The 25134-nt window shown below is 71.0% G+C and carries 19 protein-coding genes; 18 read left to right on the top strand and 1 reads right to left on the bottom strand.

Annotation, left to right across the window (positions count from 1 at the left end):
* Positions 1–339: 339 nt before the first annotated feature.
* From ACTIFS_RS07905 to ACTIFS_RS07990, 18 genes are all read left to right on the top strand, one after another.
* The gene (locus ACTIFS_RS07905; RefSeq protein WP_439573532.1) at positions 340–966 is read left to right on the top strand and encodes a phage distal tail protein, Rcc01695 family; all 627 of its coding nucleotides are present in this window, start codon (positions 340–342) and stop codon (positions 964–966) included.
* Positions 967–1235: 269 nt separating this feature from the next.
* On the top strand, positions 1236–2096 hold the full coding sequence (locus ACTIFS_RS07910; RefSeq protein ID WP_439573533.1) for a DUF2163 domain-containing protein: 861 nt from the start codon (positions 1236–1238) through the stop codon (positions 2094–2096).
* Positions 2097–2354: 258 nt separating this feature from the next.
* Positions 2355–2795, top strand: a complete 441-nt coding sequence (locus ACTIFS_RS07915) for a peptidase P60 (protein ID WP_439573534.1) — start codon at positions 2355–2357, stop codon at positions 2793–2795.
* Entirely contained in the window at positions 2795–6637 is a 3843-nt protein-coding gene (locus ACTIFS_RS07920; RefSeq protein WP_439573535.1) for a baseplate multidomain protein megatron, read from the top strand. The genes ACTIFS_RS07915 and ACTIFS_RS07920 overlap by 1 nt, the downstream gene beginning before the upstream one ends.
* 60 nt (positions 6638–6697) lie before the next feature.
* Positions 6698–6907 (top strand): hypothetical protein, encoded by a 210-nt coding sequence (locus tag ACTIFS_RS07925; RefSeq protein WP_439573536.1) that lies wholly within the window; start codon positions 6698–6700, stop codon positions 6905–6907.
* Between the two features lie 137 nt (positions 6908–7044).
* Positions 7045–7344: a PepSY domain-containing protein gene (locus ACTIFS_RS07930; protein WP_439573537.1), complete on the top strand. Its 300-nt coding sequence runs from the start codon at positions 7045–7047 to the stop codon at positions 7342–7344.
* Between the two features lie 30 nt (positions 7345–7374).
* Complete coding sequence (locus ACTIFS_RS07935; RefSeq protein WP_439573538.1) at positions 7375–8043, top strand: response regulator transcription factor; 669 nt, start codon at positions 7375–7377, stop codon at positions 8041–8043.
* A gap of 4 nt (positions 8044–8047) precedes the next feature.
* Entirely contained in the window at positions 8048–9436 is a 1389-nt protein-coding gene (locus ACTIFS_RS07940; RefSeq protein ID WP_439573539.1) for a sensor histidine kinase, read from the top strand.
* 129 nt (positions 9437–9565) lie between these two features.
* On the top strand, positions 9566–10027 hold the full coding sequence (locus tag ACTIFS_RS07945) for a glycine zipper 2TM domain-containing protein (RefSeq protein WP_439573540.1): 462 nt from the start codon (positions 9566–9568) through the stop codon (positions 10025–10027).
* A gap of 95 nt (positions 10028–10122) precedes the next feature.
* Entirely contained in the window at positions 10123–11586 is a 1464-nt protein-coding gene (locus ACTIFS_RS07950) for a hypothetical protein (protein ID WP_439573541.1), read from the top strand.
* A 138-nt stretch (positions 11587–11724) separates the two neighbouring features.
* On the top strand, positions 11725–12861 hold the full coding sequence (gene ccmI, locus ACTIFS_RS07955; protein ID WP_439573542.1) for a c-type cytochrome biogenesis protein CcmI: 1137 nt from the start codon (positions 11725–11727) through the stop codon (positions 12859–12861).
* A gap of 44 nt (positions 12862–12905) precedes the next feature.
* Entirely contained in the window at positions 12906–13400 is a 495-nt protein-coding gene (gene ccmE / locus ACTIFS_RS07960; RefSeq protein WP_439573901.1) for a cytochrome c maturation protein CcmE, read from the top strand.
* Positions 13400–15382, top strand: a complete 1983-nt coding sequence (locus ACTIFS_RS07965) for a heme lyase CcmF/NrfE family subunit (protein WP_439573543.1) — start codon at positions 13400–13402, stop codon at positions 15380–15382. Before ccmE ends, ACTIFS_RS07965 begins: the two co-directional genes overlap by 1 nt.
* Before the next feature lie 4 nt (positions 15383–15386).
* Entirely contained in the window at positions 15387–15857 is a 471-nt protein-coding gene (locus ACTIFS_RS07970) for a cytochrome c-type biogenesis protein (protein WP_439573544.1), read from the top strand.
* Between the two features lie 131 nt (positions 15858–15988).
* Positions 15989–17587 (top strand): Do family serine endopeptidase, encoded by a 1599-nt coding sequence (locus ACTIFS_RS07975; RefSeq protein WP_439573545.1) that lies wholly within the window; start codon positions 15989–15991, stop codon positions 17585–17587.
* A gap of 212 nt (positions 17588–17799) precedes the next feature.
* Complete coding sequence (locus ACTIFS_RS07980) at positions 17800–18471, top strand: response regulator transcription factor (RefSeq protein WP_439573546.1); 672 nt, start codon at positions 17800–17802, stop codon at positions 18469–18471.
* Positions 18468–19880, top strand: a complete 1413-nt coding sequence (locus ACTIFS_RS07985) for a sensor histidine kinase (protein WP_439573547.1) — start codon at positions 18468–18470, stop codon at positions 19878–19880. Before ACTIFS_RS07980 ends, ACTIFS_RS07985 begins: the two co-directional genes overlap by 4 nt.
* Positions 19849–22818: a bifunctional [glutamine synthetase] adenylyltransferase/[glutamine synthetase]-adenylyl-L-tyrosine phosphorylase gene (locus ACTIFS_RS07990; RefSeq protein WP_439573548.1), complete on the top strand. Its 2970-nt coding sequence runs from the start codon at positions 19849–19851 to the stop codon at positions 22816–22818. Before ACTIFS_RS07985 ends, ACTIFS_RS07990 begins: the two co-directional genes overlap by 32 nt.
* Here ACTIFS_RS07990 and ACTIFS_RS07995 read toward each other — a convergent pair whose 3' ends face one another.
* The gene (locus ACTIFS_RS07995) at positions 22819–25128 is read right to left on the bottom strand and encodes a PAS domain-containing sensor histidine kinase (RefSeq protein ID WP_439573549.1); all 2310 of its coding nucleotides are present in this window, start codon (positions 25126–25128) and stop codon (positions 22819–22821) included.
* Between the last annotated feature and the right edge of the window lie 6 nt (positions 25129–25134).

A 25134-nucleotide genomic window follows, 5' to 3' on the forward strand; every position in this document is an offset into this window, starting at 1 on the left:
CCAACCCCCCCCACGCCGCGACGCGGGGAGGGTAAGGGTGGGGCCCGGACCGTCTGATGGGCCACGGGTCTGCACGCCGGTCGTGCGTCCTTCGAGGCTCGCGCGTCGCGCTCGCACCTCAGGATGAGGATGGTGGAGTTTGGCATCAGTGGCGGATGACGCGCGTCCGCCGCCCATCAACGCGCCGGTCGTGCAATCCACTCCCCCTCCTCATCCTGAGGTGCGAGCGCGAGCGAGCCTCGAAGGACGCAAAGCCCCGGATGCGGGTGACCGCCGCTCCCGCCAGCCCTTGCCTTGCCCGCGATCAACTGGCCCTGCCCGAGATCAAACGGAGGAACCATGAGCCCCTTTCACGAGGTGCTGTTTCCGCTCGACGTGGCGCTCGGCGCCTCGGGCGGGCCGGAACGGCTGACCGACATCGTCCGCCTCGGCTCCGGCCGGGAGGAGCGTAACGCCCGCTGGGCCCATTCCCGCCGCCGCTACGATGCCGGCTACGGCGTCAAGACGCTGGGGGGTCTGCAGGCGGTGGTGGCCTTCTTCGAGGAGCGGCGCGGCCGCCTCCACGGCTTCCGCTTCCGCGACCCGCTGGACCACGCCTCCGGCCCACCGGGCGCCGCGCCCTCGCCGACCGATCAGCCGATCGGCACGGGCGATGGCGAGACGGTCGCGTTCGCCCTCGCCAGGACCTATGGCGCGGGGCCGGCTGCCTATGTGCGGCCGATCGTCAAGCCTGTGGCGGCCACGGTTCGCGTCGCGATCGGCGGCGTGGAGACGGAGGACTTCGCCCTCGATCCGGCGACCGGGCTGGTGACCTTTGCCAGCCCGCCGGGGGAGGGCGCCGCCATCACCGCCGGCTTCCTGTTCGACGTGCCGGTGCGCTTCGACACCGACCGGCTGGAGGTCAACCTCACCTCCTTCGCGGCCGGCGAGATCCCGTCCATCCCGCTGATCGAGATCAGGGTGTGAGGGCGGCCCGTCACGGCGCAAGCGTGGCACCATCGGCCCCACCCGCACCCTCCCCGCTTCGCGGAGAGGGGGACTACGGCGTTGCACCCGATCCTGCACCCGTCGCGCCAGGCCCCACGGCCGGGATGCGGCACGCGGTCGAAGTCCCCCTCTCCGCGAAGCGGGGAGGGTGCGGGTGGGGCGTTGCAGATCGTTCTCCGTTCTCCGGAGCAATCACCGGCATCCAAAAATGCCCGCCCGCCCGCCCATCGACCAGCCCGAGGCGTTTCATGCGCACCCTTTCCTCCGCCCTGCAGGACCGTCTCGATACGGGCTGCACGACGCTTGCCATCGCATGGATCCTGCGCCGTCGCGACGGCATGGTGCTGGGTTTCACCGACCATGACCGCGATCTCGACGTGAACGGCGTCACCTGCCGCGCGGCCGCCGGTTTCGACGCGGCGGCTGCCGCCGAGAAGCTCGGCTTCGCGGTCGGGTCCGGCGAGATTGCCGGTGCGCTCGTCGATGCGGCGATCACGGCCGCCGATATCCGCGCCGGGCGCTATGACGGCGCGCGGGTGGAGGTGCATCTCGCCGACTGGTCCGAGCCCGGCCTGTCGGTCCTGCTGCAGGTCATGACCCTCGGCGACATCACCCGCGAGGGCCATGCCTTCCGGGCCGAACTGCGCTCGCCGGCCCAGGCGCTCGACGCCGAGAGGGGCCGGCTCTACACGCCGCGCTGCGCCGCCAGCCTCGGCGATGGCTTCTGCGGCGTGGACCTGTCCGGATTGACTGCGGAAGCGACGGTGATCGCCGCCGATGCGACGGGCCTCACCTGCACCGGGCTGGACGATTTCGGCCCGGGCGACCTGACCGGCGGCCGGCTGGTCGTGCTGACCGGCGCGGCGGCGGGCTTTGCCGTCGAGATCGCCGGGGAAACGCCGGTGACCGACGGGCTGCGCCTGTCGCATTGGCAGCCGCCTCCGGAACCGGTCGCACCGGGCGATCAGGTGCAGGTCACGGCCGGATGCGACAAGCGCTTCGCCACCTGCCGCGACCGTTTCGCCAATGCCGCGAATTTCCGCGGCTTCCCGCACATGCCGGGCATCGACCGCATCGTCTCGGTGCCGCTGCCGGGCGAGGGCGGCTGAGCTGGTCCGGCGGGCACCTGTCGTCGGCCCCACCCGCACCCTCCCCGTGCTGCGCGCCGAGAGGGGGACTTCGACGCGAATCCCCTCCTCAACGGTCGGGCCCGGCGCGACGGTCGATGAATGGCCGCGACACCGTCGTCCCCCTCTCCGCGGAGCGGGGAGGGTGCGGGTGGGGCGAGGGTCCGACACGCGGACCGCCCACAGCCCTTCCACAGCCTCTCCATCGCTCTTCCACACCCTCCACCCCCGGTTATCCCCATGCCCACACGCGAACAGATCGTCGCGGCCGCCCGCGCGTGGATCGGCACGCCCTACCGCCACCAGGCGTCCCTGCGCGGCCTCGGCTGCGACTGCCTCGGGCTGGTGCGCGGCGTCTGGCGTGACCTGATCGGCCCGGAGCCCTGTTTCGTGCCGCCCTATTCGCCCGACGGAGCCGAGACCCTCGGCCAGGAGGCGCTGGCCGAGGCGGCCGGGCGCTACCTTGCGGCGCTGGACCCCGAACAGGCCGGACCGGGCGACGTGGTGCTGCTGCGCTGGCGCCCGCACCTGCCGGCCCGGCACTGCGCCATCCTGAGCGGGCCGACCACCTTCATCCACGCCCATGACGGCGCAGCCGTCGCCGAGGTCGCCTTCGCCCCCTGGTGGCGGCGGCGCATCGCCTTCTGCTTCGCCTATCCCCACCTTGAGGAGACGCCCTGATGGCCGCGCTGGTTCTCTCCCTTGCCGGTGCCGCGCTCGGCGGCACGTTCGGCGCCACCGGCGCGCTGGCCGGCCGGCTGGCCGGCGCCGTGGCCGGGGCCGTCATCGACCGCGCCCTGTTCGGGCCGCGCGCGCCGGACGGGCCGCGGCTGAAGGAACTCGACGTCCTGTCCTCCACGGAGGGCGCGCCGGTGCCGCGCGTCTATGGCCGCATGCGCGTCGCAGGTCAGGTGATCTGGGCGACGAGGCTCACCGAACATGCCTCCGGCGGCGGCAAGGGTGGCGCGCGGCCGCGCAGCTACAGCTACACGGCGAGTTTCGCCGTCGGGCTCTGCGAGGGGCCGATCGCCGGCATCGGCCGGATCTGGGCCGACGGCCGCGAACTCGACCAGTCCACCGTCACCTTCCGCGTCCACCGCGGCACGGAGGACCAGGAGGCCGATCCGCTGATCGTCGCCGCCGAGGGGGCAGGCGGCACGCCGGCCTATCGCGGCCTTGCCCATGTCGTGTTCGAGCAAATGGACCTCGACCCCTATGGCAGCCGCATTCCGCAACTGGCCTTCGAGGTGATCCGCCCGGTCGGTCTGCTGGAGCAGCGCATCCGGGCAGCCGTCATCATTCCCGGCGCCACCGAGTTCGGCTACGAGCCGGGGGTCCACGCGCGCGAATTCGGCTTCGGCCGGGCGGCCCCGGAGACGCGCCACACGACGCGGGATGCCTCCGATTTCGTGGCCTCGCTGGACGAATTGCAGGCGCTCTGCCCGAACCTGCGGTCCGTCTCGCTGGTGGTCGCCTGGTTCGGCGACGACCTGCGGGCCGGCACCTGCACCATCCGCCCGGCCGTCGAGCGGCGCGACAAGGAGGTCACGGGCCTTGTCTGGAGCGTGGCGGGGGAGACCCGCGCCACGGCCCGCCTGGTCACCGAGGCAGACGGTGCGCCGGCCTATGGCGGCTCGCCCTCGGACGCCACGGTGATCCGCGCGATTGCCGAGATGACCGCGCGCGGGCTCGCCGTGACGCTCATCCCCTTCGTCATGATGGACATTCCGCCGGGCAATGACCTCCCGGACCCGTGGAGCGGCGCCGCCGCGCAGCCGGCCCATCCCTGGCGCGGCCGTATCACCGTGACGCCAGCCCCCGGCCGGCCCGGCACGCCGGACGGCACGACAGTGGCGGCCGATGAGGTGGCGGACTTCCTCGGCACGGCCACGGCGGAGGATTTTGCGGTCAGCGCCGGCACCGTGACCTATTCGGGCCCGGCCGAATGGCGCTATCGCCGCTTCGTCCTGCATCTCGCCGGGCTCTGTGCGGCGGCCGGCGGGGTCCATGCCTTTGCCATCGGGTCGGAGATGATCGGGCTGTCGCGGGTGCGGTCGGACGCGGACCATCCCTTCGTCGCCGGCCTCGTGGAGCTTGCCGGCGAGGTGCGCGCGCTGCTCCCGGAGACGGTGCTCACCTATGCCGCCGACTGGACCGAATATGGCGCCCACCAGCGCGGCGACGACCTCGTCTTTCCGCTCGATCCGCTCTGGGCAAGCCCGGACATCGACGCGGTCGGCATCGACCTCTATGCCCCGCTCGCCGACCACCGCGACGACACGCCGGGCTCGCCATGGGACGCTTCGGCGCTGGCGGCGGGCCTCACCGCCGGCGAGGCCTTCGACTGGTTCTATGCCTCCGATGCCGACCGGGCGGCGGGCATCCGCACGCCGATCACCGACGGTCTCGGCAAGCCCTGGGTCCACCGGCAGAAGGACATCCGCGCCTGGTGGAGCGAGCCGCATGTCGCGCGCATCGCCGGCGTGGAAACCGCGCCGACCGCCTGGGTGCCGATGTCGAAGCCGGTCTGGCTGACCGAGTTCGGCGTGCCGGCGGTGGATCGCGGCGCCAACCGCCCCTCGGTCTTTCCCGATCCGAAATCGAGCGAGAGCGGCCTGCCGCCCTTCTCCAATGGCGGCCGCGACGACCTCGTCCAGCGCCGGGCGCTGGAGGCCGTGCTCGGCCGGCTCGACCCCGCCTTCGGCGCGGCCGATGCCGACAATCCGGTCTCGCCCCTCTATGGCGGGCGGATGATCGACCCGGACGCCATCGCGCTCTGGGCCTGGGATGCCCGGCCCTGGCCGGCCTTCCCACGCGCCGGCGATGTGTGGGCCGACGGGCCGAACTGGGAGACCGGCCACTGGCTGAACGGCCGGCTGGGCGCAGCGCCCGTGGGCGACCTCATCCGCGCCGTCCTCGCCGATCACGGGATCGGCGCAGAGGAGGCCAGCGCGGTGGAGGTTTCGGGCGTCGAGGGCGTTCTCGACGGCTTCGTCGTCGACCGGCCGGTGAGTGCCCGCGATGCGCTGGAGCCGCTCGCCCGCGTGTTCGGCGTCGATCTGGTGACCCGCGGCGACCGGCTGGTCTTCTCCTCCAGTGCAGCCGCGCCGGCCGGCACCGTTCCGTCCGACCGGCTGGTCGAGGAGGACGGCGCCCCGCCGCTCGCGCTGACCCGCCGGCAGGACGACGACCTGCCCGCCGAACTGTCGATCGCCTTCAACGAGCCGGATGCCGATTTCCGTGCCACCGCCGTGACCAGCCGCCGGCTGACCGGCGCCAGCCGCCGCGTGGCGGTGACGGCGCTCGCCGCGGCCGCCGATCCCGCCGACATAGCGGTGCGCGCCGAGGCGCTGCTGCACGCGCTCTGGTCGGGCCGCGAGCAGGCGGCCTTCGCCCTGCCGCCCTCGCTGATCGCCCTGGAGCCGGGCGACGTGGTGCGGCTCGACGACGGTGGGCGGGCCCTCGACGTCCGCCTCGCCCGGCTTGAGGGCACGCTGATGCGCCGGGCAGAGGCCGGGAGCCTCGCGGCGCCGGTCAGGACCCGGCGACTGCCGTCGCTCGCCCGCGACTTCGCCCTGCCGCCCGGCCATGCCCGCCCGATGGTCGCCGTGCTCGATCTGCCGACCCTCGCCGATGCCGATCCGCCGGTGCTGCAATGGCTGGCTGCGGCGGCCGATCCCTGGCGGGGTCCCCATGCGGTCTGGCGGGGCGGTGAGGGGCTGGGCGACGAGCGCGTGGCGGTTCTCGAACGGCGCGCGACCATGGGCCGGACGCTGTCCGCCCTCGGCCCCGGCTGGCCCTGGCGCTGGGACCGGGGTGCGTCTCTGACCGTGGAACTCGTCGCCGGCGCGCTGACCGGACGGCCGGAGGCCGAGGTACTGGCCGGCGCCAATGCGCTGGCGGTCGAGCACCCGGACGGCTGGGAGATCGTCCAGTTCCGCGATGCCGTGCTGGTCGCCGAGCGAACCTACGCACTTGGTCACCTGATCCGCGGCCAGCAGGGCACCGAGCACCGGATCGGCCCGGTCGCGCCGGGCGCGCGCGTGGTCCTGCTCGACGGTCCGATGGTGCCGCTCGGCACGGGCCTCGACCTGATCGGCCGGCCGTTCCGCTACCGGGTCGGGTCGGCGGTGCTGCTCGCCGCCGATCCGGCCGTGGCGGAGGTGGAGGCGACGGCGGGGCTGGCAGCGCTCGCCCCGCTCGCGCCGGTCCACCTGTCGGCCCGGCGCGGTGCGGACGGCGTCACCTTCGGATGGCTGCGGCGCACGCGCATCGGCGGCGATGCCTGGGACCTGCCCGACGTGCCGCTCGCCGAGGCGACCGAGCGCTATGGCGTCGCGATCCTCGACGGGGGCGGCACGGTCCGGCGCTCTGCCGAAACCGCCACGCCCGCCTTCCTCTATCCGGCCTCCGACGAGACCGCCGATTTCGGCGGTCCCCAGACGGTTCTCCAACTGCGCGTCAGCCAGATCTCGGCAACCGCCGGACCTGGCCAGCCAGCCGTGGCGGCGCTCAGGCCTTAGGGCGGTGCCCGGCCGCGGACATGCCCCACCCCCCGCCATCCCTTGAGAGAAGGACCTGCCATGACCGACCTGAAACCCATTCTTCTGAGCCGCACCGTCTGGTCGAGCCTCGTCGGCTTCGGCTGCCTCCTGGCCTCCATCCTCGGCGTCGAGACCGCGCTGATCGACAAGGGCGCGCTCACCGAGGCCCTGTTGCAGGTGGCCACCGGCCTCGCCTTCGTCGGAACCCTCGTGTTCCGGGTTGCCGCGACACGGAAGCTCACGTCTTGATGAACGGCCATTCATCCGCCGTTCAGACCGTCCCCCTAAGGGTGCCGTCCAGTGCCGCACCCGCCGGAGCGGACGCCTTCCCGATCCCAGTCCTCGCGTGCTCCTGACCTCGCGTGCGAGCCAGCACCCTGCGTGAGATGACCCTGACGCGCCGCCTCGCTCTCGCTCTCGCCCTGGCCATGATGGCGGGGCCTGCCTGTGCGCAGGCCTGCCTGTCGCCGCCCGAGCGCCGGCAGGCAGTGCAGGCCGGGCAGGCGGTGCCGCTCGGCCAGATCACGCGGCAATTGCGGCCCGAACATCGCGGCGAGGTGGTCAGGGCCCGCCTGTGCCGCTCGGGCGGCAATCTCGTCTACCTGCTGACAGTGGTCGACCGGCGTGGCAAGGTCATGCGGCTTCGACTCGATGCCCGCAGCGGCCATCTCGACCAGGCGCGCTGACCGAAGCCTTCGCCCAGGAGACCGAGAGCCGTGCGCCTGCTCGTCGTCGAAGACGATCCCGACCTCAACCGCCAGATCACCTCCGCGCTGACCGATGCCGGCTATGCCGTCGACAAGGCCTTCGACGGCGAGGAGGCCTATTATCTCGGCGACAGCGAGCCCTATGACGCCGTCGTGCTCGATATCGGCCTGCCCAAGATGGACGGCATCTCGGTGCTGGAACAATGGCGCCGCTCGGGCCGCACCATGCCTGTGCTGATCCTCACCGCCCGCGATCGCTGGTCGGACAAGGTGCAGGGCTTCGATGCCGGCGCCGACGACTATGTCGCCAAGCCGTTCCACATGGAGGAGGTGCTGGCGCGCCTGCGCGCACTGCTCAGGCGCGTGGCCGGCCAGGCGACCAACGAGTTCACCTGCGGGCCGGTCAGGCTCGATGCCCGCGCCGGCCGCGTCACGGTCGACGGCAATCCGGTCAAGCTGACCTCGCACGAATACCGGCTGCTCGCCTATCTCATGCACCAGCAGGGCAAGGTGGTCTCGCGCACCGAACTGGTCGAGCACATCTACGATCAGGATTTCGACCGCGATTCCAACACGATCGAGGTTTTCATCGGGCGCCTGCGCAAGAAGCTGGGCGTCGATGTGATCCAGACCGTGCGCGGCCTCGGCTATATCCTGCAGCCGCCCGGCCCGGGCTGAAACCATGATCGCCGCTGCCCGCGCTCCCTCGCTGGCGCGGCGCCTGCTGCTGCTGGCGCTGGCCTTTGCCGTCGTCCTGCTGACGATTACCGGCATCGTGCTGGCGGCGGTCAACCGCACGGCGGTGGAGCGTGGCTTCGACCGCCGCCTCGGCGTCTATGTGAAGCTGCTGATCGCCGACATTGCCGGCGTGGTCGATGACCCGCAGACCACCATCGGCGCCAATCTCGGCGAGCCGCTGTTCGAGCTGCCGCAGTCCGGCTGGTACTGGCAGATCACCCGCTTCGATGCCGGCCGCAACGAGGTGCGCGCTTCCCGCTCGCTGTTCGACGGCCGCCTGCCGCGGCTCGGCTCGGAGACCAGCGAGGCCGGCCCGACCCGCTCGAGCGAGGGCTATGTGGAGGGGCCGAACAACCTGCGCCTGCGCGCGGTCGAGCGCACCATCGAGCTTGGCGAGGACGGCGATTTCGTCGTGCTGGTGGCCGGCCCCGCCGACGACATCACGATGGCGCTGCGCGAGTTCAATCTCACCCTCATCATCGCGCTGGTGCTGCTCGCCCTCGGCATGGCGCTGGCGTCGCTGTTCCAGGTGCGCGTCGGCCTTGCCCCGCTGCAGCGCCTGGTCGGCGGGCTGGCCGCGATCCGTGCCGGCGAGCGCGAGCGGCTGGAGGGTTCGTTCCCGGTCGAGATCGCCCCGCTGGCCCTCGAGGTCAATGCGCTGATCGACGACAACCGCGCCATCGTGGACCGTGCCCGCACCCATGTCGGCAACCTCGCCCATGCCCTCAAGACACCGCTCTCGGTGATCCAGAACGAGGCCGCCGGCCGGGACGACATGCTGGCGCAGAAGGTGAGCGAGCAGGCGCGGATCATGCGCGACCAGGTCGGCCACCACCTCGACCGGGCGCGGGCTGCCGCGCGGGCGCGGGTGGTTTCCGGCGTCGTCGAGATCCGCCCGGTGGTCGAGGCGCTGGCGCGCACCATGGAGAAGATCCACCGGGGGCGGGACCTTGCCATCGCGGTCGACCTGCCCGAGGGGCTGGCCTTTCGCGGCGAGCGGCAGGATTTCGAGGAGATGGTCGGCAATCTCGTCGACAATGCCTGCAAATGGGCGAAAGGCGCCGTGCAGGTCACCGCCGTGCGCGAGCCGGGCGAGCCTCTCTCCGAGCGGACCTTCGCCACCATCATGATCGACGATGACGGGCCGGGCCTGACCGCCGCCGAGCGCGATGAGGTGGTGCGCCGGGGCCGCAGGCTGGACGAGACCAAGCCTGGCTCGGGCCTTGGCCTGTCCATCGTCTCGGACCTTGCCGGCCTCTATGGCGGGCACCTGGCGCTGTCGGTCTCGCCGCAGGGCGGCGTGCGGGCGGCGATCCGCCTGCCCACCGCCTGACGATCTGCCGGCCTGACAGGCCGCCCGACTGCCCGGCTTTCGCCGCAATCGGGAGGCTTGTTCCGCCGCGTCCCGTCGCCCGCTCCTCAAGTGGGCGATTCCGATGCCATCGTCCCTGTGGAATCCGCCATGAGCCTTCGCCCCTCGCGCCTCCGTCTCGTCGCCGCGACCGCCGTCATCGGCCTGGCCGTTGCCGGCTGTGAAACCCGTGAACAGTCCGGCACGGCCATCGGTGCCGTCACCGGCGCGTTGATCGGCTCGCAGTTCGGCGGTGGTCCGGGCGAACGTCTGGCCGCCGGCATTGCCGGCGCGGCCATTGGCGGCCTCATCGGCAATGCCATCGGCCGCGATCTCGACGAACAGGACCGCGCCCGCGCCATGGAGGCCGAGCGCGTGGTCTGGGTCGAGGGCCGCCGCTCCGAATGGCGCAGCGAGAAGGCCTATGGCTATGTCGAGCCGGGCCGCACCTATTATCGCGGGGCCGTCTATTGCCGCGAATACACCCACACGATCTACATCCAGGGCCGGCCGCAGACCGCCGTCGGCACCGCCTGCCGCAACCCGGACGGCAGCTGGACGCCGGTCGGCTGATCGCAGGCAAAAGCCGCGATCCGGCAGGCCCCGCGCCCTCCGGCGGCCGGGGCTGCCACCTCTTCTTAACGGTGTTGCCGTAAGGTCGGGTCCTGATGACCCAGCCTGCCTCCGCTGATCGAGGGGACCGCGCGGCCGCTCCTTCGCCGCTGGAGCGGTTGAGAACCTATCTGGGTGCGCTCCCCGACACGGCCAAGACCATGCTGGTGCGCGAGATCGAGAACGCGCGCCGGCGCGGCGAGGATGTGCCCGGCGGCGATCTCATCATCGCGGCCATCCGCGGCCCGGCCCCGGAGCCTCAGCTGGCCTCCCGCCCGCGCCCCCCGGCCAATGCCGAGGAGATCGCCCGCCGCGAGGCGGCAGGCGCCCGCGCGCTGTTCCGGCCGCTCGAACCCTTCCTGATCGACGAGGTGGTCGAGACCCGCGTCGCCGGCCGGATCGCCAGGGCCTCGCTTGCACCGGTCTGGACCTGGCTTGCGCGTGACCTGCTGCCGGCCGACGCGGCCGCCTTCGCCGAGGCGGCGGACGAGGCAGGAGACGACGACACGGCGCTGTCCCTGCTGGTCGGCGAATTCCTCGCCCGCGCCGTACCGGCGATCTCGGCCGCGCTGGATCATGCCGCCCGCAATGCCCAGGCCCACCAGAAACTGATCGGCCGGCTGAACGAGGAGCGCATCCTCAGGGAACTGCCGGATATCCTGCGCATCCTCACCGACCATGCGGCAATGACGATGCCGGTGTCGAAGCTGCCGCCGACGATCCGCAACCTCGCCGAGGAGGGGCTGGCCAATGCCCGGGCGATCCTCGACCCGGTTCTCGCCAGCCGGCCCGATCTCATCCCCTATTGCCTGGCGCTGATCCAGAACCGCCTGTCCCAGCGGGCGCAGGTGGTCCGGCTGGCGGTCTCGATCGCCGAATCCGACGACCCCTCGAAGATCGCCGCGAGCCCCTACCGGTCGGCGGTCGATCTTGTCATCTGCGAACTGGAACGGGCGTCCATCCGGGCGACGACCGCGGTTCGCGAACTCCGCTTCGCGGCGCTGGCGCGGGCGGTCAAGGAGTTCCACGATACCGCGCGCTCGCTGCGCACCGACATGCATCTGGCGGGGGACGGGCCCTGGCAGCGCCGGCTGGCCAAACTGCGCGCGGAGCTTGCCAGCCTCCTGACAGCCGAACTCGACAGCCTGCCCGGTCAGGTGCGGCGGCTGCTGCGGCCGCGCCAGAAGGGCGACCAGCCGATGGCGCCGATCCCGCCCGACACGGTCGCCGAGCTCGAGACCCGCCTCGACCTCCTGGCGACCTGCCGCACCTATGCCTCCGAGATCGCGCTCAACGAACTCACCCTGCGCGTCCATTCGGAAATCCAGGCCCATCTCGATCCGACGCTGACCCAGCTGATGGAAAACATCCGCCAGCAGCCCGATATCGACCGCGCGCTGAAGATCAGCCAGATCGATGCGGCGGTGCGCTTTTCCGCCCGCATCTTCGGGCCGAGTTACGCGCAACTCCTGCAGAAGGCGGCCGATGTTGCGATCCAGAGCGGCAAGAACGGGCGGTGAGCCGCTGATCTGGATCAAGATCGCGCGGGCGTGACCTCCGACGCATTGTCGCGATCCCGTCGCTGCTCTATCTCTCCGCGACACCGGATGGCAGTCTGTGGCTGCATTCCGTCCTCCTGATCTGGACCCGCCGCCGCCTTGACCGTCTGGATTGTCTTCGCCGCGATGACCGCCGCCGCCATCGTCCTCGTGCTCGCGCCGCTGGCGCGGGCAGGGAGCCGGGTTGCGGCGACCTCGGGCTCGGGCGCGCAGGTCTATCGCGACCAGCTCGCCGAGATCGACAGGGACCTTGCCGCCGGACTGATCGGCAAGTCCGAGGCCAGCGCGGCGCGCATCGAGGTCTCGCGCCGCCTGATCGCGGCGGACGCGCAGGAAGGCCGCGCAGCCGGCAGCGACGGCACGCGCCGGCGCCGCATCGTGGCCGTCGCCGCCTTTGTCGTGCTGCCGCTGGTTGCTGCGGTCGGCTACGGCCTCGGCGGCCAGCCCGGCGTGCCGGCCCAGCCGCTGGCCCAGCGGCTGCAGGGCGTGCCCGACCGCAATGACTATGCCAGCCTGGTCGCCCGCATCGAGGCGCATCTGTCGACCCGTCCGGAAGACGGTCGCGGCTGGGAGGTGATCGCTCCGGTCTATCTGCTGATGGGCCGCATCCCCGATGCCGTGCGGGCGCGGTCCAATGCCTTGCGCCTGCTCGGCTCTACCGCCGACCGCGAGACCGACCTTGCCGAGGCGCAGATCGTCCAGGCCCAGGGCGTCGTTACCGTCGAGGCCAAGGCCGGCATCGCCCGCGCCCTGGCCCTCGAGCCCGACCATCCCAAGGCCGGCTATTTCCTCGGCCTTGCCGCCGAACAGGATGGCAAGCCGGAGGAGGCGCGGCGCATCTGGGCGCGCCTTGTCAGCGTCGCGCCGCAGGGCGCGCCCTGGCTCGATCTCCTGAGGCGGGAGATCGCCCGTCTGGACGGCTCGTCGCCTGAGGCATCGCAGACGCCGCCGACCGCTCCGCCGGCCACGGGCCCGCAGGCGGCGGCGCCCGCCGCGCCACCGCCGCAGGTCACGTCGGGAGCCATCCGCGGCATGGTCGACGGCCTGGCGGCGCGCCTTGCCGCCGACGGCAGCGATTTCGAGGGCTGGCTGCGGCTGGTGCGTTCCTACGCCGTGCTCGGCGAGGGTGCGCGGGCCCGCGAGGCCGCGGCAAAGGCGCGCGAGCATTTTGGCGCAGAGACTGACAAGATGACCCGTCTCGACGCGCTGATGCGCGAACTGGGGATCGGCGGATGACGGCGACAGGAAGCTCCTGGTCGGGTGGCCGGCCATCAGGCGGCATGACCCGCAAGCAGCGGCGGCTGATCCTGATCGGCGCGATGGGCGCGGTGCTGACCATTGCCGCCGGCCTCGTCCTCTATGCCCTGTCCGGATCCATCACCCTGTTCCATTCGCCGACCGACGTCGTGGAGAAGAATGTCCAGCCCGGCACCCGCTTCCGCCTCGGCGGGCTGGTCGAATCCGGCTCGGTCCGGCGCGGCGAGAACATGGAGGTGGCCTTCGTCGTCACCGACGGGCGGGCGACCATGCAGGTGGCCTATCGGGGCGTGCTGCCGGACCTGTTCCGCGAGGGGCAGGGGGTGGTCACCGAGGGCGTGCTGGAGCCGGGCGGCCGGTTCCGCGCCGACAGCGTTCTGGCCCGCCACGACGAGAACTACATGCCGCGGGAGGTGGCCGACAGCCTCAAGCGGCAGGGCCACTGGAAGCCGGGTGACCCGGCCCCCAACCCCAATGCGACGCCGGCCGGCGCACCGGCTGCGGGAGGCACGCGCTGATGTCGCCTGAGATCGGTCATTTCGCGCTGGTTCTGGCGCTGGGACTTGCCCTCATCCAGTCGGTGGTGCCGATCTGGGGCGCGCGGAAAAACGATGCCGTGCTGATGGGAACGGCCGGGCCGCTGGCGCTCGGACAGTTCGCCTTCGTGGCGCTGTCCTTCGCCGCCCTGACCCACGCCTATCTGGTCTCCGACTTCTCGGTCCAGAACGTCCTCCAGAACAGCCATTCCACCAAGCCGCTGATCTACAAGATCTCCGGCGTCTGGGGGAACCACGAGGGCTCGCTGCTGCTCTGGGTGCTGATCCTGGCCCTGTTTTCCGCCCTGGTGGCGCTGTTCGGGCGCAACCTGCCGCTGTCGCTGAAAGCCAATGTGCTGGCCGTGCAGGGCTGGATCACCGCGGCCTTCCTCCTGTTCATGCTCAAGACGTCGAACCCGTTCGCGCGGGTGGTGCCGGCGCCGATCGAGGGCCGCGACCTCAACCCGCTGCTGCAGGATGTCGGCCTCGCCATCCATCCGCCGCTGCTCTACATCGGCTATGTCGGCTTCTCCATGTCGTTCGCCTTCGCGGTTGCCGCCCTCATCGAGGGCCGGATCGACGCGGCCTGGGCGCGCTGGGTGCGGCCCTGGACGCTGACCGCCTGGATCTTCCTCACCGCCGGCATCTCCATGGGCTCCTACTGGGCCTATTACGAGCTCGGCTGGGGCGGCTGGTGGTTCTGGGACCCGGTGGAGAACGCCTCGCTCATGCCCTGGCTGGCGGGCACGGCGCTGCTGCACTCGGCCGTGGTCATGGAGCGGCGCGAGGCCCTGAAGGTCTGGACGGTGCTGCTGGCCATCCTCACCTTCTCGCTGTCGCTGCTCGGCACCTTCCTGGTGCGCTCGGGCGTGCTGACCTCGGTTCATGCCTTCGCGGTGGATCCCGAGCGCGGCGTCTTCATCCTGGCGATCCTGGTCGCCTTCATCGGCGGCTCGCTGGCTCTCTATGCCTGGCGCGCACCGCTCCTGAAGCAGGGCGGCATCTTCGCGCCAGTCTCGCGCGAGGGCGCGCTGGTCTTCAACAACCTGTTCCTGAGCGCGGGCTGCGCCGCCGTCTTCGTCGGCACGCTGTATCCGCTGGCGCTGGAAACGCTGACCGGCGCCAAGATTTCGGTCGGCCCGCCCTTCTTCAACCTCACCTTCGGCCCGCTCATGGTGCCGCTCCTGCTGGCCATGGTGTTCGGCCCGTTCCTGCCGTGGAAGCGCGGCGACCTTTTCGGCGTCGCCCAGCGGCTGATGCTCGCCTTCGGGGCGGGGCTTGCCGCGATGATCCTGGCGGCCGCGACGGCCGGCGGGCCGGTGCTGGCGCCGGTCTTCATCGGCCTTGCCGCCTATATCATCGTCGGCGCCTTCCTCGACATCATCGAGCGCACCCAGCTGTTCCGGGCACCGGCCGCAACCAGCCTCGCCCGCGCCCGCGGCCTGCCGCGCTCCATCTGGGGCACGGCCTTTGCCCATGCCGGGGTCGGGGTCATGCTGCTCGGCATCGTCGGCGAGACGGCCTACAAGCAGGAGCAGATCGTCCAGATGCGTCCGGGCGAGACGGCCTCCATCGCCGGCTACGAGGTACGGCTGGAGGGCCTGGCTCCGGTCCAGGGGGCGAACTATCGCGATCTCGTCGCCCGCCTGTCGCTGCGCGAGGGCGGCGTCTTCGTCGGCACGCTGGAGCCGGCCAAGCGGGTCTATACCGCGCGCAACATGCCGACCACCGAGGCGGCGCTGTGGACGCGGGGTGTTTCACAGCTCTATGTCTCGCCCGGCGATGTCGGGGAGGGCGGCTCCATCGCGCTGCGGCTGTTCTACAAGCCCATGGTGCTGCTGATCTGGCTCGGCACGCTGGTCATGATCTTCGGCGGTATTCTGTCGCTGTCCGACCGCCGCCTGAGGGTCGGCGCGCCGCGACCGGCGGCGGCCCGTCCGCCTGCCGTCCAGCCGGCGGAGTGAGGCCATGACCCGCGCCCTCGCGATCCTGCTGCTGGCGCTGTCGCTGGTCCTGCCGGCGACGCCGTCGATGGCCGCGCTGCCCGGCGAGCGTCTGCCCGACCCGGCGCTGGAGGCGCGCGCGCGGGCGCTGTCGCAGGACCTGCGCTGCCTCGTCTGCCAGAACCAGTCGATCGACGATTCCGACGCCCCGCTCGCCCGCGACCTGCGCGTTCTGGTGCGCGAGCGGCTGAGCGCCGGCGATTCCGACCGGCAGGTGCTCGACTTCCTGGTGGCGCGCTACGGCGAGTTCGTGCTGCTGCGCCCGCGCCTTGCCTGGCACACGCTGGTTCTGTGGGGTGCGCCGGCCGCCTTCCTGCTCGGCGGAGCTGCCTATCTGGTGCTGGTCCTGCGCCGGCGCCGCCGCGAGCCGCCGGCCGAGCCCGCCCCGCTCACGGCGGAGGAGCAGGCAAAGCTCGACAGGGCCCTGCGCTCCTGATCGTGCCGGCCCGGCGGGGCCTGACAACCTTACCAAATCGTAATCTCCCCGACAGGGTGGCGTAATCCGGCCTCGGCCATGGTGCGCCCATGCATGGGATCACCGTGCCCCCGATCTGGATGGAGACCATCATGACCAATCGCCTGCGTGCCGCATTCCTGGGCACCGCCGCCGCGGCGGCGCTCGGCGTCGGCGCCCTCACGCTCCTGCCGGCCCCCGCGCCCTTCCTGTCGAGCGCCATCGCCCAGGGCGCCCCCCAGAGCCAGCCCTTCTCCTTCGCCGACATGGTCGAGCGCGTGAAGCCGGCCGTCGTTGCGGTCCGTGTCACCCGCGCGCCCGCGGCCAGCTCGCAGATGACCTTCCGCGACCTGCCCGGCCAGGACGACGACGGCCAGTCGATGGAGCGCTTCATGCGCCGCTTCGGCGACCAGTTCCGCAACGATCCGCGCTTCGGTCCCGGCAATCCGGGTCCCGACAGCCCGCGCTTCGGCAATCCGGGTCCGGGCGGCCCGCGCTGGGGCGGTCCCGGCGGTCCGCGTGGCGGCCCGCGCGCCGTGGCCCAGGGCTCCGGCTTCTTCATTTCGGCCGATGGCTACATCGTCACCAACAACCACGTCGTGCGTGACGCCACCGAGGTCGAGGTGGTCATGGACGGTGGCCGCACCCTGCGCGCCCGCGTCATCGGCACCGACCAGCGCACCGACCTCGCCCTGCTGAAGGCCGAGGGCACCGATTTCCCCTTCGTGCGCTTCGCCCCGCAGGCGCCGCGCGTCGGTGACTGGGTGATCGCCGTCGGCAATCCGTTCGGGCTCGGCGGCACGGTCACGGCCGGCATTGTCTCGGCCCGTGGCCGCGACATCGGCTCCGGCCCCTATGACGACTTCCTGCAGATCGACGCGGCGGTGAACCGCGGCAATTCGGGCGGGCCGACCTTCAACGCCAATGGCGACGTGATCGGCGTCAACACCGCCATCTACTCGCCCTCGGGCGGCAATGTCGGCATCGCCTTCGCCATCCCCGCGGAGACGACGCAGAACGTCATCGCCTCCCTGCGCGAGCACGGTTCGGTGCAGCGGGGCTGGATCGGCGTGCAGATCCAGCAGGTCACGCCGGAGATTGCCGAAGGCCTCAGGTTGTCCAAGCCGGAGGGCGCGCTGGTGGCCGGCATCCAGCCGGACAGCCCGGCCGCCTCCTCGGACCTGAAGCCCTCCGACGTCATCGTCGGGGTCAATGGCGAGCCGATCCGCAATGCCCGCGAGCTGTCGCGCCGCATCGCCGGCGTCCGCCCCGGCACCGAGGTGCGCCTGACGGTCATGCGTGACGGCGCCGAGCGCACCGTGACCATGACGCTGGGCCGGCTGGAAGATGCCCGCCAGGCCTCGCGCGGCGACGATCTGCGCCAGCGGCGCGGTGGTTCGGACCGCGGCGGCGAATTCGGTGCGACGCCCCAGGCCCCTGATGCCCCGCGTCTCGGCCTCTCGGTTGAGCCCGCGCGCAACCGCGGCGGCGGCCTCGTCGTCACCGAGGTCGATCCGTCGGGTCCCGCCGGCCAGCGCGGCATCCGCGAGGGCGACGTGATCCTCGACGTTGCCGGCCGCACGGTGTCGAACATCCGCGAGATGCGCGAGGCCCTGGCCAATTCCCGCACGGAGGGCCGCAACACGGTGCTCCTGCGGGTCCGCTCCGGCGAGCGCCAGCACTTCGTGGCCATCCCGATCGGGCGTGGCTGAAAAAAATGCGGCGGGCGCATGAACCTTTCCCGCGCCCGCCGCGACCCATTGATGATCCGGACCGGCATCCCCAGTCGCCCCCCGCCGGCCGGATTGTCTCGAGCGAGGCGGCCAGGACTGACCCCTGGCCGCCTCGTTTCCCTGTTGGCGGCGCTCCGGCGCGGCCCGGCTTGTCTGGCGCAGGGTTTGCGAGCCCGTGTAACATGCGATCCATGCGGATTCTGATCATCGAGGACGACCGCGACGCGGCCGCCTATCTCGTCAAGGCTTTCCGGGAAGCCGGCCATGTCGCCGACCACGCCGCCGATGGCGAGGAGGGTCTGGCCATGGCCCTTGACGGTCCCTACGACGTGCTGGTCGTGGACCGCATGCTGCCGAAGCGCGACGGCCTGTCGGTGATCGGCGAACTGCGCGCCTCGGGCCGGGAGGCGCCGGTGCTCATCCTGTCCGCCCTCGGCCAGGTCGACGACCGGGTGAAGGGCCTCAGGGCCGGCGGCGACGACTACCTGCCCAAGCCCTATTCCTTCTCCGAACTGCTGGCGCGCGTCGAGGTGCTGTCGCGCCGGCGCACGTCGGGCGCTCCCGAGACGGTCTATCGCGTCGCCGATCTGGAGCTGGACCGGCTGTCCCACCGCGTCTCCCGCAACGGCTCGGAAATCGTCCTTCAGCCGCGCGAGTTCCGCCTGCTCGAATATCTGATGAAGAATGCCGGGCAGGTCGTCACCCGCACCATGCTGCTCGAACATGTCTGGGACTATCATTTCGATCCGCAGACCAATGTCATCGATGTCCATGTCTCGCGGCTGCGCTCCAAGATCGACAGGGGCTTCGAACGTCCCCTGATCCACACCGTCCGGGGTGCGGGCTACACGGTGCGCGCGTGACACGACTGCGCACGCTGCTCCGCACGACGGCGTTCAAGATCCTTGCAGCCTATCTCCTGGTCTTCGTCCTCTATGCCGGGCTGGTCATCGGCTGGCTGGGCTTTGCCACCCAGCGCCTCGTCACCGACCAGATCACCGAGACGGTCGAGGCGGAGGTGCGCGGCCTTGCCGAGCAATATGCGGTGGGCGGCATCCGCCGGCTGGTCGAGGTGGTGGAGGAGCGCGCCCGCCGGCCGGGCGCCTCGCTCTATCTGGTGGCGAGCTTCACCGGCGAGACCATCGGCGGCAATATCGGGGAACTGCCGGCCGGCACGCTGGAGCGCGCAGGCTGGATCGAGACCGACTATCGCCGGCCGGACGAGACGGCGGCCACCTCGCCGCACCGGGCCATCGCCCAGGTCTATGGCCTGCCGGGAGGGTTCCGCCTGCTGGTCGGACGCGATCTCGACGAGCGCGACCGGATGCGCGAGATCTTCGGTCGCGGGTTCCGGCTGACCCTCGTGATCGCGCTGCTGCTGGGGCTCGCGGGGGCCTATTTCGTCACCCGCCGCGTGCTCAAGCGCGTGGACGCCATGACCGACATGTCGCGGCGGATCATGGACGGCGACCTGACCGGCCGGCTGCCGATTGCCGGCACGCGCGACGAGCTCGACCGCCTCGCCGATGCCGTCAATGCCATGCTCGGCCGCATCGAGGCGCTGATGAGCGGCATGAAGGAGGTTTCCGACAACATCGCCCACGACCTCAAGACGCCGCTGACGCGCCTCAGGAACCGCGCCGAGGACGCGCTCAGGCGCGACGGCGACCAGGAGGCGAACCGGGCGGCGCTTGCCGGCATCATCGAGGATTCCGACGGACTGATCCGCACTTTCAATGCCCTGCTGATGATCGCGCGCGCCGAGGCCGGGAACCAGCGCGAGGGCATGGAGCCGCTGGACCTTGCCGAGATCGCCAGCGGGGTCGCCGAACTCTACGAACCGGTGGCCGAGGAGGCCGGCGGCGGTCTTGCCGTGGCGGTCACCCCGGCCGTCGTGCAGGCCAACCGCGAACTGCTCGGCCAGGTGGTGGCCAATCTCGTCGACAACGCCCTCAAGCACGGCACGATCGACGGCCAGCCGCCGGACGTGTCGGTCACGGTGACGGTCGAGGGCACCGAGGCGGTGCTGGTCGTCGCCGATCGCGGACCCGGCATTGCGGAGGCCGACCGCGACCGCGTCATCGACCGTTTCGTCAGGCTGGAAACCGCGCGCTCGCGGCCCGGCTCCGGCCTCGGGCTGAGCCTCGCCGCGGCGGTGGCGGGGCTGCATGGCGGACGGCTGGAACTCGGCGACAATCGGCCGGGGTTGCGGGTGGCGCTGCGTCTGCCACGATTGGGCGATGACCAGAGCCCAGCCAGTATCCGTTCCTGACGACGACCAGCCGCTTGGCCCGCGCGTTGTTCATGCGCCCGTCCTGCCGAAAGGGGCGGCGGCATCACGGCTGCTGGCCGATTATCTCGGCGGAATCGAGGATCGCGCGGTCGCCGCCGAGCTGGAGAAGGTCCTCAAGCCAGCCAGGGTGCGCGCGCTGGTGGCCGGCATCCTGGCCCATTCGCCGTTCCTGTCGGCGATTGCCACGCACCGGCCCGAGCTGCTGCGCGATTCGCTGCTGCTTCCGCCCGGCACCCATTTCGAGGCACTGGCGGCCGAGGCGCAGGCGGCCTGCCGTGCAGCGGGGAGCGACGAGGCGATCGGCTCGGTTCTGCGCACGTTCCGGTCGGCGGTCGCCTTCCTCGCCGCGCTCTGCGACATCGCGGGCGTCTGGTCGCTGGAGCAGGTGACGGCGGCCCTGACCCGCACGGCGGACCTGGCTGTCGGCGAGACGGTCGCCCACCTGATGCGCGAGCTTGCCGGCAACGGCACGCTGAAGCCGAAGGACCCGGCCGCCCCGGAGGCCGACAGCGGCTATATCGTGCTGGCCATGGGCAAGCACGGCGCGGGCGAGCTCAACTATTCCTCCGACATTGACCTCATCGTCTTCTTCGACCCCGACAAGGCGCCGATGAAGGCCGGCCGAGAGCCGCAGCAGGTCTATGTGCGGTTGACCCAGCGCCTTGTGCGCATCCTTCAGGAGCGCACGGCCGACGGCTATGTGTTCCGCACGGATCTGCGCCTGCGCCCCGATCCCGGCGCCACGGCGGTGGCGATCTCGACGCCGGCCGCCTTGCACTACTACGAGACGCTGGGGCAGACCTGGGAGCGCTCGGCCTTCATCAAGGCGCGGCCCTGCGCCGGCGACATCGTCGCGGGCGAGGCGCTTCTCGCCGAGATCCAGCCGTTCATCTGGCGCAAATATCTCGATTACGCGGCCGTGGCCGACATCCACGCCATGAAGCGGCAGATCCACGCCTTCCGCGGCCATGACGTGCTGGCCGTCGAGGGGCACAACATCAAGCTCGGTCGCGGCGGCATCCGCGAGATCGAGTTCTTCGTCCAGAGCCAGCAGCTGATCGCCGGCGGCCGCAATCCGGCGCTGCGCGTGCGCCAGACCATCGGCGGGCTCGATCTGCTGGCCGGCCAGGGCTGGGTCAGCGAGCGCACGCGCGACGAACTGTCGGTCGCCTACCGCTTCCTGCGCGGTGTCGAGCATCGCCTGCAGATGGTCGCCGACGAGCAGACCCACAGCCTGCCCGAGGAGGCGGAGGGCGTGGAGCGCATTGCCCGCTTCCTCGGCTACAAGGACCGCTCAGCCTTTGCGGAGGCTCTTGTCGAGCAGCTGAAGCCCGTGGAGGCCGCCTATGCGCGCCTGTTCGAGAGCCTGCCGCCGCTGGCCGAGGTGAAGGGCACGGTGGATCTTGGATCCAGCCCTCCCAGACCCTCGACGCTTGCCGCCCTGCGCGACATGGGCTTCTCCGAGCCGGGGGAGGCGGCCTCCACCGTGCTCGCCTGGCAGCAGGCGCGAAAGGGGGGCCTGAGGGCGAAGGAGGCCCGCGAGCGCGTTGCCGAACTCGCGCCCGCGCTGATCGACGCGCTGTCGCGCACGGTCGATGCCGATCTCGGGCTGAGGGCCTTCGACCGCCTGCTGACGCGCCATTCGCAGCCCATCGAGCTCCTGGCGATCCTGCGGGCCCATCCGGACATGCTGGAGCTCGTCTCGCAGATTCTCGGGTCGGCGCCACGCCTTGCCGATCTCCTCGGCCGTCGCGCCCATGTCCTCGATGCCCTGCTGGAGCCGGCCTTCTTCGACGACCTTCCGGGCGAGAAGGAACTGGCCCGTCGCCTGGCCGAAACGCTGTCGCTGGCCCGCCATCCGGAAGAGCTGCTCGACCGGGCGCGCATCTTCGGCCAGGAGCAGCTGTTCCTCACCGCCGTGCGGGTGCTCGCCGGAACGGTCTCGGCGGAGGCTGCCGGCCAGGCCTTCGCCCGCCTTGCCGAGCAACTCATCGTCGCCCTGCATCGCCATGTGACGAAGCGGGTGATCGAGGCCCACGGCACCATTCCCGGCATGCGCACCGCCGTCATCGCCATGGGAAAACTCGGCGGACGGGAGATGACAGCCGGGTCCGATCTCGACCTGATCCTGCTTTACGACCACGACCCCAAGGAGAATGCCTCGGACGGGCCGCGGCCGCTGGTCGGCAGCCACTATTTCTCGCGCCTGACGCAGCGCCTGATCAGCGCCCTGTCGGCCCCCACCAGCGAGGGCGTGCTCTACGAGGTGGACCTGCGCCTGCGACCCTCCGGTCGTTCAGGCCCGGTGGCGACCCATCTCGACGGGTTCCGCGCCTATCAGCTCAAGGAGGCCTGGACCTGGGAGCATATGGCGCTGACGCGCGCGCGGGTGATCTCGGCCTCGCCGGGCTTTGCGGTGGAGGTGGACAAGGCCATCCGGCAGGTGCTCACCCTGAAACGCACTGCGCGCAAGACGCTCGCCGATATTGCCGACATGCGCCGGGCGATCGCCGAGGACAAGGGCGAGGACAGCCGGTGGGACCTGAAATATGCCCGCGGCGGCCTCGTCGACATCGAGTTCATCGCCCAGGCGCTGCAACTCGTTCACGGTCACAAGCACCCCGACATACTCGACACCAACACCGCGCGGGTGCTCGACAAGGCAACCGCCGCCGAGTTCCTGACGCCGGCCGACGGCGACACGCTGCGGGCGGCCTGCCGGCTCTACCAGCGCCTCACCCAGATCATCCGGCTCTGCCTTGTGGACGGGTTCGATCCCGAGACGGCGGCGCCGGGCCTCAGGCAATTGCTCGCCAGGGCGGGCGAGCTGCCGGATTTTGCAACGCTCGACGCGCATGTGGGCGAGGTGCAGACGGCGGTCAGGCAGGTGTTCGAGAGGATCGTCGGTCCGGTCTGATCAGGCCGGCTGGGTGGCAGGGGAGGGCTCGCATTCGGGCAGGCGGACCAGGACGGTGGTGCCGCGGCCCACAGCGGAGCGGATCTTCAATGATCCGCCATGCATCTCGGCGAGCGATTTGGCGATGGCCAGACCCAGTCCCGAGCCATTGTGATTCTTGACGAACTGGCTCTGGACCTGTTCGAAGGGCCGCCCGAGATTGCGGATCGCGTTGCGGGGGATGCCGACGCCGGTATCCTCGATGGCGAGCGTGATGACGCCGCGGATCTTACGGGCCCGGACCGAGATCATGCCGCCGGCCGGGGTGAACTTCACCGCATTGGACAAGAGGTTCAGCGCGATCTGCTTGATCGCCCGCCGGTCGGCGACCAGCCCCAGCCCGTCGGGAATCTCCGCCTCGATGAGGATCTGCTTGTCGCCGGCCAGCTTGCCGATGACCCGCATGGTCTCGTCCAGCGTCTCGTCGAGGCAGATCGGTTCCGGCGCCAGCTTGAGGCGGCCGGCCTCGATGCGCGACATGTCGAGGATGTCGTCGATCACGGACAGCAGGAAGCAGCCGCTGTCGTGAATGTCATGGGCATATTCGAGGTATTTCGGGGCGCCGATCGGGCCGAAATGACCGTCCTTCATGACTTCGGAGAAGCCGATGATGGCATTGAGCGGCGTGCGCAGCTCGTGGCTCATATTGGCCAGGAACTCGGACTTGGCGCGGCTGGCTTCCTCGGCCTGGTTCTTCTGCTCGGAATATTTCTCGGCCAGCTCTGCCAGCTGCTGGGTCTGCATTTCCAGCGCATACTGGCTGCGCTGGAGGTCCGAAACCGTGGAGCGCAGGCGCTGCTCGCTGGCGATGATCTGCGATTCGTGAAGCTTCAGCGCGGTGATGTCGGTGCCGACCGAGACATAGCCGCCGCATTCCGTGCGCCGTTCGCTGATCTGCAGCCAGCGTCCGTCGGCCAGTTCCACCTCGAGGTCGCGGGCGCCCTCGCCATTGCCGGTCGCCAGGACGCGGCCGTCGATGACCTGGATGCCGCCGCCGCGGGCGAGGGCATCCTGATAGCGCGTGCCGGGCCGGGAATTCTCCTCCGTCAGTCCGTTCAGCTCGCGGAACTTGGAATTGCAGACGACGATCCGTTCCTGGTCGTCACACACCACGAAGGCTTCGGAAATGGTCTCGATGGCCTCCCGCACGCGCTGGTCGCGGGCCGCGTTCCGTTCGGCCAGCGCGATCTGCTCGGTGATGTCGACCACGATGCCGACGAAGCGGGGATGGGCGACGCCGGCAACCGACAGGCCCCGGCCGCGCGCCCGGAACCACAGCCAGCGGCCATCGGCATGGCGCATGCGGAACTGCAGGTCGACGGTGATGCTGACATCGACTTCGGTCATCGAGGCGATGCCGGAGAGATAGCCGTCGTCGGGATGCAGCAGCGGCTCCAGTTCGGCCAGCGTCACCACGCCCTCTCGGCCGGCCATCCCGAGCAGCTCGAACATCGAGGCCGACCAGTACATCCGGTCGGTGCCGATCTCCCAGTCCCACAGGCCGCAACTGCCGCTCTGCAGGGCCGCATCGATGGTGGTCCGGGCGTTCTGGTTGATCATGTCGGCGGTCGCTGCCCGCATGGTCTGGATATGGAAGGCGATGCCGATGATGAAGAGCAGCAGGCCCGTCGTGGCGAACAATGTGCCGGTCAGCAGCGACGCCCGCCACCACTGCGCGAGCGCCGCACCGACGGTCTGGACCACGTAGAGCCGCGCCATGGGTTCGCGCAGGGGGCGCACCACCACATAGGCGGTGGCGCTGTCCGTCATGCGGGCCTCGCGCACGGAGCCGTTGGCCGCCTCGCCGATTGTCAGGACGGACGAGAGTGGCCGCCCAACCAGCTGGCCGCGCAGTGCCGGCGGCGAGACCGCCGCAATGGTGCCGTCCGGTGCCTCGGCGAGGATCAGCCTGCCCGCCTGGGGGGCGAGACGCGAGGCGGTGAGTTCGAGTGCGACCTGCACCGCAGCGGCCGCATCCGTGCCCGTCAGGCTGATGCGGTGATTGAGGTCCGCATCGACGGCGGCCGCGGCCGTCGTCAGGTCGGCGCGCAGTCCGGCAAGCGTCTCGTTCCGGCTGTTGTGGATCTGCAGGGCGGCGGCGGCGCCGACCACCAGCAGGAACGCCATGATGAGGAACGGAACCAGCCGCCGCAGCAGCGGCTCGTAAGGCGTCAGTCGTGATTCGAGCGAGGCGTCGATGGGCTGTGCAAAGCCCCTCAGTCCCGAAGCATGAATCCGCGCTTCCGCGCTGGGCGCCATATCGCGCTCCATCGCCGG

Origin of the sequence: Phreatobacter sp., assembly GCF_051860605.1 — a bacterium.
Classification (GTDB): Bacteria; Pseudomonadota; Alphaproteobacteria; order Rhizobiales; family Phreatobacteraceae; genus Phreatobacter.

Bases quoted from the DNA above. Each gene is read 5' to 3' on its own strand.
- ACTIFS_RS07905 (WP_439573532.1), top strand. From the start codon at position 340: ATGAGCCCCTTTCACGAGGTGCTGTTTCCGCTCGACGTGGCGCTCGGC.
- ACTIFS_RS07910 (WP_439573533.1), top strand. From the start codon at position 1,236: ATGCGCACCCTTTCCTCCGCCCTGCAGGACCGTCTCGATACGGGCTGC.
- ACTIFS_RS07915 (WP_439573534.1), top strand. From the start codon at position 2,355: ATGCCCACACGCGAACAGATCGTCGCGGCCGCCCGCGCGTGGATCGGC.
- ACTIFS_RS07920 (WP_439573535.1), top strand. From the start codon at position 2,795: ATGGCCGCGCTGGTTCTCTCCCTTGCCGGTGCCGCGCTCGGCGGCACG.
- ACTIFS_RS07925 (WP_439573536.1), top strand. From the start codon at position 6,698: ATGACCGACCTGAAACCCATTCTTCTGAGCCGCACCGTCTGGTCGAGC.
- ACTIFS_RS07930 (WP_439573537.1), top strand. From the start codon at position 7,045: ATGACCCTGACGCGCCGCCTCGCTCTCGCTCTCGCCCTGGCCATGATG.
- ACTIFS_RS07940 (WP_439573539.1), top strand. From the start codon at position 8,048: ATGATCGCCGCTGCCCGCGCTCCCTCGCTGGCGCGGCGCCTGCTGCTG.
- ACTIFS_RS07945 (WP_439573540.1), top strand. From the start codon at position 9,566: ATGAGCCTTCGCCCCTCGCGCCTCCGTCTCGTCGCCGCGACCGCCGTC.
- ACTIFS_RS07950 (WP_439573541.1), top strand. From the start codon at position 10,123: ATGACCCAGCCTGCCTCCGCTGATCGAGGGGACCGCGCGGCCGCTCCT.
- ccmE (WP_439573901.1), top strand. From the start codon at position 12,906: ATGACCCGCAAGCAGCGGCGGCTGATCCTGATCGGCGCGATGGGCGCG.
- ACTIFS_RS07965 (WP_439573543.1), top strand. From the start codon at position 13,400: ATGTCGCCTGAGATCGGTCATTTCGCGCTGGTTCTGGCGCTGGGACTT.
- ACTIFS_RS07970 (WP_439573544.1), top strand. From the start codon at position 15,387: ATGACCCGCGCCCTCGCGATCCTGCTGCTGGCGCTGTCGCTGGTCCTG.
- ACTIFS_RS07975 (WP_439573545.1), top strand. From the start codon at position 15,989: ATGACCAATCGCCTGCGTGCCGCATTCCTGGGCACCGCCGCCGCGGCG.
- ACTIFS_RS07980 (WP_439573546.1), top strand. From the start codon at position 17,800: ATGCGGATTCTGATCATCGAGGACGACCGCGACGCGGCCGCCTATCTC.
- ACTIFS_RS07990 (WP_439573548.1), top strand. From the start codon at position 19,849: ATGACCAGAGCCCAGCCAGTATCCGTTCCTGACGACGACCAGCCGCTT.
- ACTIFS_RS07995 (WP_439573549.1), bottom strand. From the start codon at position 25,128: ATGGAGCGCGATATGGCGCCCAGCGCGGAAGCGCGGATTCATGCTTCG.